Genomic DNA, 8,115 nt, shown 5'->3' with positions numbered 1-8,115 from the left:
CCCTGGTCCAAGGATCTTCCGGCTGATTGCTATATCCAATTTAAGAAATAGAAAATGCCTTTCTGACAAAAGTCAGAAAGGCATTTTCTTTGAGAAGAAACAATGTGTTCATTATTTGACGCTTACCTTTTTAACAAGTAGAATCTAAAACAGACAACCAATTATCGTATCAATTGGTTGTCTGTTTTTTTGTCAAATCAACATATTCGAGAATTATTATAGCTATTTCAACCGCAAAATCATGTATGTGAATACAGCCATCCAAAAGAACCACCTCTGCCATGTTTTAGAACCAGTTAGGACATAAAATAGTACCACTTGAGACAACAGAGAACCACTCCTATACTATTAGTTTGCGGAATATTCCGTAAACTAATAGTATAGGAGGTTTTTTATGGTCAAATATCGAGAAATACTTCGGCGGGATTATCAAAATGTAACGAAACGAGGAATTGAATTCAGCTGTAAATGCTCAAGAAATATGATTACAGAGGTGTTGGAGAGAGCAAGATAAAAAATCGGGTACCTGTGTAAAAAACTATTAGAATTATTCACTACGGGTGGCACCTTAGAATAAATAGTGGCTTCCTTTGTTAATTGTAAAAGGGTTTCTAATACGACGAACCGTTTTTAAAGTAGAATCAGAAATAGAAAGATTAAGCAGACAGTAAGGGATTTGAAATAGTCCACTTACTGTTTTTTTGTGATTTTTTCATAAAAAAAAAGAACCGACCGAAGTGACATAGTCATTTCAACCGGTTCTTTCTCATTCTATGGCTATGATATCGCGAATCTGCCTTCACTGCGCACTGAAAACCAATACTGATTTGCGTGGGTGGCACTTTCTGGCTGAAAACCCATAGGTACCAAGAAAAAATTTTGCTACTTTTCTCCGTTAAGCGAATGATTATTATAAGTATACCATTTGCTATTGGAAATGATCCTTGCTTATTGGTTGCTGTGAAAATAGAAACTTGCTGCACTTATCCTTCAGAAGACTATTAAATTTTTTCACTTCAGTTTCATTAAGTGACATCATCTTACTATTTAAATGTTTAAGTTGAGAAGTAATAAAATATTCATGGTAAATTATTAGACAATATCTTGGTGATAAAGGCAGGTAAGAACAATAATAAGTTTTACTGTCATCCGGAAAATAATCGAAAAGAATTATTGGACAATCAGAGGTTACTATATTTATCTTTGAATTATTTTCACCAATGCTCCAAACATAGTTACCGATTTGATTTAAATCTCTATTTAAATCCTCTAAATCTAGCAGCTTAATAATTTGTTTCCAAGATGCTTTTTCTGTACTAAACTCATTAAGAATTTCTAAATTCTTTCTGTATCTAGCTTCATTCCATCCATGATAAAACTCTTTATAAAGGAGTATTTGTTTTAGATTTTCTTTTTCCAACGAGGAACTATGTTGTTTCCAATTCTTTGTTCTATAGAATTGTAATAGGTAGTGCAACCCTATCCACATTCTGTTTTCTTCTGAATTTAAAAATGTAGATATAGTTTCTGGACTGGAATCAAGAAGAGTAATCAATTTATCTAGACGAGGAGCAATTAGTGATTCTAGTTTACCTAAAAAATCTTCTACTTCGTTTACAGATAAAACAGGCTTTCCATCTTTATACATCTGAGGGTTATCGGGAGCTTCATAATAATAATCTTCATAAGCTATAGTATCTATAGCACCAAAAAAAGAGTGCCCTGAGACATTATCATAAACATTAATAAAATATTTACGTTTCTTTCCTCTTTTTCCATTCTTGATTGCAAAATTCTTCAAATAGTATTTAGGCACCAAATGTTGACGTTTAGTAATGTTTTTCAGTAAAATTCCTCTCCTTTAGATAATAGAATATTCCCGACAAATATCTAAAATATCATTGTACACTGTTAAGGAATTTCCTTCCAACTTTAATAAAATCGGGTACCTGTGTAAAAAACTAATCAGAATATACACTACAATTGCATGAGAAATCCCTTAAAAGCTGTAGGCAATGGGTTTCTTAAAAGTAAGTTTGATTTAATTATCAATTTTGTAAATAGTCATAATTTAAGTGGTGCCACCCATATCAATTTAGTCGAGTATTTTTGATAAACAATTTTTAAGTGCATCAATTTTTTGATCTATTTCTACAAAATTAACTAGAAATTGCAACTGTGTTTAGCCTGGGTGGCACCTTTAGCGGAATCTCAAGGTAAAGCAGTGAAGTCGGACATGCTTGAGTACCATGTAAGACGAATCAGAACCACTTCGGACATATAATAGAGCCACCTAGGACATAAAGAGAACCACCTCCTATTAAATTGCGGTATTTCGTAATTTGGTAGGAGGTTTTTCTATTACCATTCGTGGATAAGATAATCAAATATTCCATTTTTTTCTTTACATACTTTTTTCCTATGTATATAGTAATATTGTTGGATTTGTTAAAATATTTAGATTAATTTAACTACAGGGGTGTATGGAGTTTGAAGAGAAGAAATATGTTCATCGTTTCCACTGCAGCTGTTATGGCTGTAAGTTCGGTAGCATCACCAGTGGGAGCCGCTACAGGTAAGGCTTTCTTTTCGGATGTAAAAAAAGAAAACGCACTTTATCCTGAAATTGCTGATTTGTTTGCACAGGGCAAGATTAATGGCTATAAGGACGGAACATTCCGCCCGAATGAATCGGTCACAAGAGGCCAGGCAGCTGTTATGATTGCTGCTATATTAGAGCTCGATACTTCCAGTCCAAAGAAAGTGAACTTGAAAGATATCAAGAAAGAACAGTGGTATTACGGTTCCATTGCGGCAATTGTTGAACAAGGCATCATGGGTGGCTATAAGGACGGGACTTTCCGGCCTGATCTATTCCTGACAAGAGCAGAAGCTTCCCGTCTGATTAGCGAAGCCTTTTCTTTGTCTAATGGTGGGCAAGCTATCCATTTCAAAGACGTAAAGAAAGACGCTTGGTACTATGCGTATATTCAAGCTTTAGTTTCCAATGAAGTAACATTCGGCAAGTCAACGGACACGTTTGCACCAGGTGATGTGTTGACTCGTGGAGAATTGGTAGCATTTGCGAGCCGGGCAGATAAAGCATATGCAACGAAAGTGATTGACTCCTTAGGCAAGGATGGAGTCGTGCTGTCAGGCAAAGCGTATAAGGTAGCGGATAAATTAAAGCCTCTTTTCGTCAGTGGCAATAACGTTGCTCTAAAAGGCGCTGCTATCCAGTTTAAAGTAAAAGATGGCGTGATTGATTCCGTATCTTCGTTGACATTGAAATCAAGCGGAAAGCAGAACTCTCCAGTTGTATTAGATGGAGGGAATGCGACATTGAGTGGAAATGTCATGGTTTCGGGTGATAACTATGAAATGAAGAACCTGACGATTACCGGGAATCTATCAATCCAGGAAGATGCAAAAGGTAGCTTTAAAGGCAAAAACATAGAAGTGAGAGGCACAACCTCAGTTAGTGATGGACAAGTCCGGACGGCCGTTTTAAATAATGATATGGTCTTGATTCTGGAAGATTCAAAGCTAAATGATGTTCAGGCTGATAGGAAGAATTCTGCATTTGCATTTGAAGGTAGCACTGCGGTTGGGGATATGACGATTCAGCAGAATGCGAAAGTATCGGCTTCTGCTAATGCTAAGTTGTCTAAGGTTTCGATTTCAGATTCGGTTTCAGAAGTAGAGTTGAATGCACCGATTGAAAGTGTACATATAACAGGGAAATCTGTTTTGGCACTGAATGGTTCAGGAAACATTTCACAGGCTATCGTTCATTCTTCAGGGAAGATTATTCTTGGCAATCAAATTAAGATTAAAAATATCATATTGCCGGAAGGAAGGACACCACAAGAAACATTCAGCAATTATGAAGAGATTAAAGAGAACATCGAAAGTGTCAATGGGGTTAAGCTTCCTGCACCTGCACCATCTGCACCACCATTTTTCCCATCACCGCCACCAGTAACGCCACCACCGATTCAGGATACGATCAAGCCAGTGATTACGCTGCTTGGATATTCACAAATTTCGGTGGATTATAAGGGCACATTCACGGATCCTGGCGTTGTGGTTACCGATAATACCGATAAGAATCTTGCTCCCATCAAAACGATTACAAAAACCGGGGTAGCTGTGGAGCGGGTTGATACATCGGTTTCAGGAAGTTATATGATTCATTATAATGTCAAGGACAGTGCGGGCAATGCGGCAACCGAAGCCGTGCGTACAGTCATTGTTCAGGAGGATACGGACACAGCAGCAATCAATTGGGTCAAATCGGCTATAGAGCAGTTGACGTTCGCTGATATGACATCGGTTAAAGCCAATGTGCCGGATGTCTTCTATCAAGCGGGGACAACCATTGAGTGGTCCGTTGTGGACTCATCAAATAAGACGATTCCAGGCGTGAGTGTTGAAAACGGCAAAGTCATGGTAGATAACAGCAAAGCCTCCGTACATGTAAACGGAGCGAAGCTGGTTGCTCTGATTACGAAAGGCGTGGGTACGCCGGCAACCGCAGAATTGACGTTCAACATTCATGTAGAAAAAGCAATCATGGCAGATATCTCCTTTAATCAGGAAGAGCCAGCAGGACTGACAGAGAATTATGGTTTGCTGGTGTTTACTGTTAAAGGCAAGCTCACGGAGCCACTTGCTACCGAAAACTTCAAATACCAGACGGGACAAAATGGACAATCCGTTTATTTGAGTCCTGACTACACGAAAGTCAATGCAGGTTCAAATCTTTATAAAGGTGAGTATTCTTATACTGAGGACGGATCGAACACAGTGATTACCGTGAAGCTAGATAATAAGGATGCGGAGGCAATTAAGTCCCTTAACGGCTACGGCAATGATTATGCGAATCTCGAGGAGAGCCAAGATCAATTGGTTGCGGAAACCGGCTGGTACCCGAATGCAGCAACTGGTTCAAAGCTTGTAACGATGAACAATAGCATTACGATCTCAAACTACTCGAGCAAAACGATAGATAGCATCCATTTATTCGACCAGAATGATCAAGAAATTCAAGTGTTGGAAAAACACTTAGAGTTCTTCCAATCCTTTGATATGAAAGTCACAACAGAAGCTACCAAAATGGTCTTCTATAGCGGGGATTATGTGCAAGGCGTAACACCGACCAGTGGAGAAATGAAAGCCATTCCTGTAATTGGAGCTACAGCTTACGGTTCTGATGTGAATGATTCTGGTTGGGTCGAAGTAAATGAAAATAATTTCGGCACCGGACCTGTATCTGGGTTGCCTCAAGGTGGCTTTATGGAATTTAGCCACAATCAAGATCCAGTTGTTTATCTAGGGGAGAATGAATCTGTTTTTGAACCAGTGATGACAATCACGGGATTATACGATAACCCGATACACGGTGACATTACCAAAGGGACATTCAGTTTGAAAACACCAGAGGATGCAGCGGTAGATCAAGACTATACATTTGACAGCAGTACCGGCAAATTGGTGATTCTCGAAGAAAGTATGGTCACAGGCACGTATACGCTTACCTATATAAATAAAGTGAATCCGGAAGTTGTCATTTCACGTGAAATCGCAGTGAAACTGAGCCCATATCCATTTAATTACCAGATAAAAGGCTTGGTGGGAGACTATTACCAAGGGGAATTGCTGACAGAAACACCAATGGGCAACCCAATTGACGTTCCGGCATTCAACGGACTTGCTCCTATAGTCTTGAACATTACAAAAAATGAACAAGGCGTAGCTTTTACAGGTGAAGCGAAGCTGAAGGCTTTTGAGCATGAGGGCATCCAGCTGTGGGCACAGGACCATACAGGGAAATGGTTTGACATGAATCAAAACGGACCAGATGGTGCGGATGGATTTAACATTGACCAAGATTCCCAAGAGATTAGACTATACTTCCTATCAGATGAAAAAGTGCAAATGGATAATGACTATTTCCGTCTGGGTTTGGATTTGACCGATACACAATCAGGTGAGCTACTTCGGGGCTGGGGCTTAGGGATGAATATTTCCAATGAAGTACTTGGGGATGTGACAGTGAAGTCTTCTACGTATCATCCGAAGCCTGGCGAACAATTCCACATTGAATTTACCAATGCTACCGATGCACAAGGCAATCTACTGAATGGCAGCCAAAGGTATTTCATCTACCTTTCGGCCATTGGCAACCGAATATTGGCCAATGATACGATCACCTTTGTTAATGGGAAGGCTACGATCACGACTACAATTTTGGAAAGTGATGGTCAAGGCGAAGGGGTCCTATCATTAAGTCTACTTAGTGTAAATCGGACCAAATATATTGATATAAGTGTTGGTGAGTAAAAAATTCGCTTCCCATGGATGAAAAAAATTCTCCAGAATTCTGACAATCTACTACATTTCTAGTTTTTAAAAATCGGGTAATAGGCTACGAGGATATTTTTCCTCGTGACCTATTTTTTTACTAAACCATTACTCTCTAATTTTGAAAAAGGTTTAAACAATGAATTACTGAACCAGTCGTGCCACGTTGTAGAACCTCTTCGGACACCAGTGAATGACATACAGAGAACCACCTACAGTTTCAAGGAATTACCGAATGATGACGGGCAAAGTGAATTGGTCACATTCAGCGAGCGTCTTGGCCAAAGTCCTTGAATGTCGAAATTTGCCGAACGAATTAATTTGGAAATTTTAGTAACGGCAGAGATAATAATAAATATGGAATTTACATATATCTATAATATTTTTCTATATTTAAGTAAGGGGGAAAATATGAATAATTATAACTTTTAAAAAATTGAGGATAAGTGGAATGAAATAAAGAATCCTACTGGTTTAAAAGCAATCAATGATATTCAACTACAGTCAGGTGCCAGCAAAAAAGAAGTAGCCCAATCATTAAATAAAATGGGGGAACTTATAGGAAAGAAAAAAGATTAGTATATTGCTGAACAAATATCAAAAAACAATGCAATTGCTTTTGCAACTGATTTACTTAATGTAATGAATTCGATAATTTCTTATAGTCATAAACTTGATCAAGAAATAGTTAAAGGCCATCAAAAAACAATTGAGAGACTATTAAGTGCGACTAGATAAGCTTGATGAAATAGCAATGAAGTAATAATTATTTATAATTATATTGCTGATTTATCGAATAAAATTCAACAAATACATACCGATTTCCAAAGATTACTTCAATTTTTTGTAGTTGGTGTATTAACATTGGCTGAAATATTTTTAAGTGGTAAAAATAATAAGGTCTAATATTCGCGTCCAGGGTTGAAAACAATTCTAAAATATAACGAGTTCTTATTCATTAAATGAGCGGACAAAAAAATTCGGCAAAGTGCTGACAGACAAGACATCAACTTACTGACAAATCGAGAAGTCAATAAAGTGTTGTCTGTTTCAACTGCAAAATAAAAAATCAGGTACAAGAAACAGAAACAATTGTTAGTGCTAAATTAGTTTGAGGCTGATTTTATTAAAGGTAGAATGAAAGAATTTAAATGGGATTCGATTAAATTGCCTATAATTTGTTCTATAGCACCTCTAATAATTAGTTTGACCAATAGCGTTTCGAATAACAGTCCACTGGAAACAGCCGGTAATGCAATGAGTTTAATTGGTGCAATTAGAATGGCAATTAATAAAGATAAATTTCATAAACCCATGGTTTATGCTGCAATTATTGAAAGGGAATTTCCTAATCGAAATTACAGAAGACGTCTTATCAGCATTAAATATATACATTTCAATTATTGGTTTAGTATTCAAATAGTGAATTTTGAAAATAAATAAATTTATGAGGTGAACCATGGTAAAACAAATTTTACAAGCAAAAGGCATAATTAAAAAAAATAGAGTGGGTTTCGTTGGGTTAAGTTCTCCAACAGCTTATCTTTTTAACTTTAAAAAATATGTACCAAACAATGAATGGAATTGGAATCCTATTTTGGAATCACCACAAGGTATAAAAAATCGGGTACCTGTGTAAAAAACTAATCAGAATATACACTACAATTGCATGAGAAAATCCTTAAAAGCTGTAGACAATGTGTTTCTTAAAAGTAAGTTTGATTAAATGATCAATTTTGTAAATAGTCA

3 protein-coding genes are annotated in these 8,115 nt (G+C 37.1%); 2 read left to right on the top strand and 1 reads right to left on the bottom strand.

The window, feature by feature from the left end; translation table 11 throughout:
* Positions 1 to 928: 928 nt before the first annotated feature.
* Positions 929 to 1,816 (bottom strand): DUF4238 domain-containing protein, encoded by an 888-nt coding sequence (locus tag ACFPYN_RS13660; RefSeq protein WP_377734962.1) that lies wholly within the window; start codon positions 1,814 to 1,816, stop codon positions 929 to 931.
* Positions 1,817 to 2,490: 674 nt separating this feature from the next.
* Here ACFPYN_RS13660 and ACFPYN_RS13655 point away from each other — a divergent pair.
* Together ACFPYN_RS13655 and ACFPYN_RS13650 are read left to right on the top strand one after the other, a co-directional pair.
* A complete protein-coding gene (locus ACFPYN_RS13655) occupies positions 2,491 to 6,345 on the top strand; it encodes an S-layer homology domain-containing protein (RefSeq protein ID WP_377734961.1) in 3,855 nt (1,284 codons plus the stop codon).
* 1,480 nt (positions 6,346 to 7,825) lie between these two features.
* Entirely contained in the window at positions 7,826 to 8,005 is a 180-nt protein-coding gene (locus ACFPYN_RS13650; protein ID WP_377734960.1) for a hypothetical protein, read from the top strand.
* The last annotated feature ends 110 nt before the right edge of the window (positions 8,006 to 8,115 follow it).

It is taken from the genome of Paenisporosarcina macmurdoensis, from assembly GCF_042658845.1.
GTDB classification, from domain to species: Bacteria; Bacillota; Bacilli; order Bacillales_A; family Planococcaceae; genus Paenisporosarcina; species Paenisporosarcina macmurdoensis.
This window is presented reverse-complemented; position numbering and strand designations above follow the sequence as displayed.

Excerpts from the sequence above, each read along its gene's own strand:
- ACFPYN_RS13650 (WP_377734960.1), top strand. The coding sequence starts at position 7,826 with ATGGTAAAACAAATTTTACAAGCAAAAGGCATAATTAAAAAAAATAGA.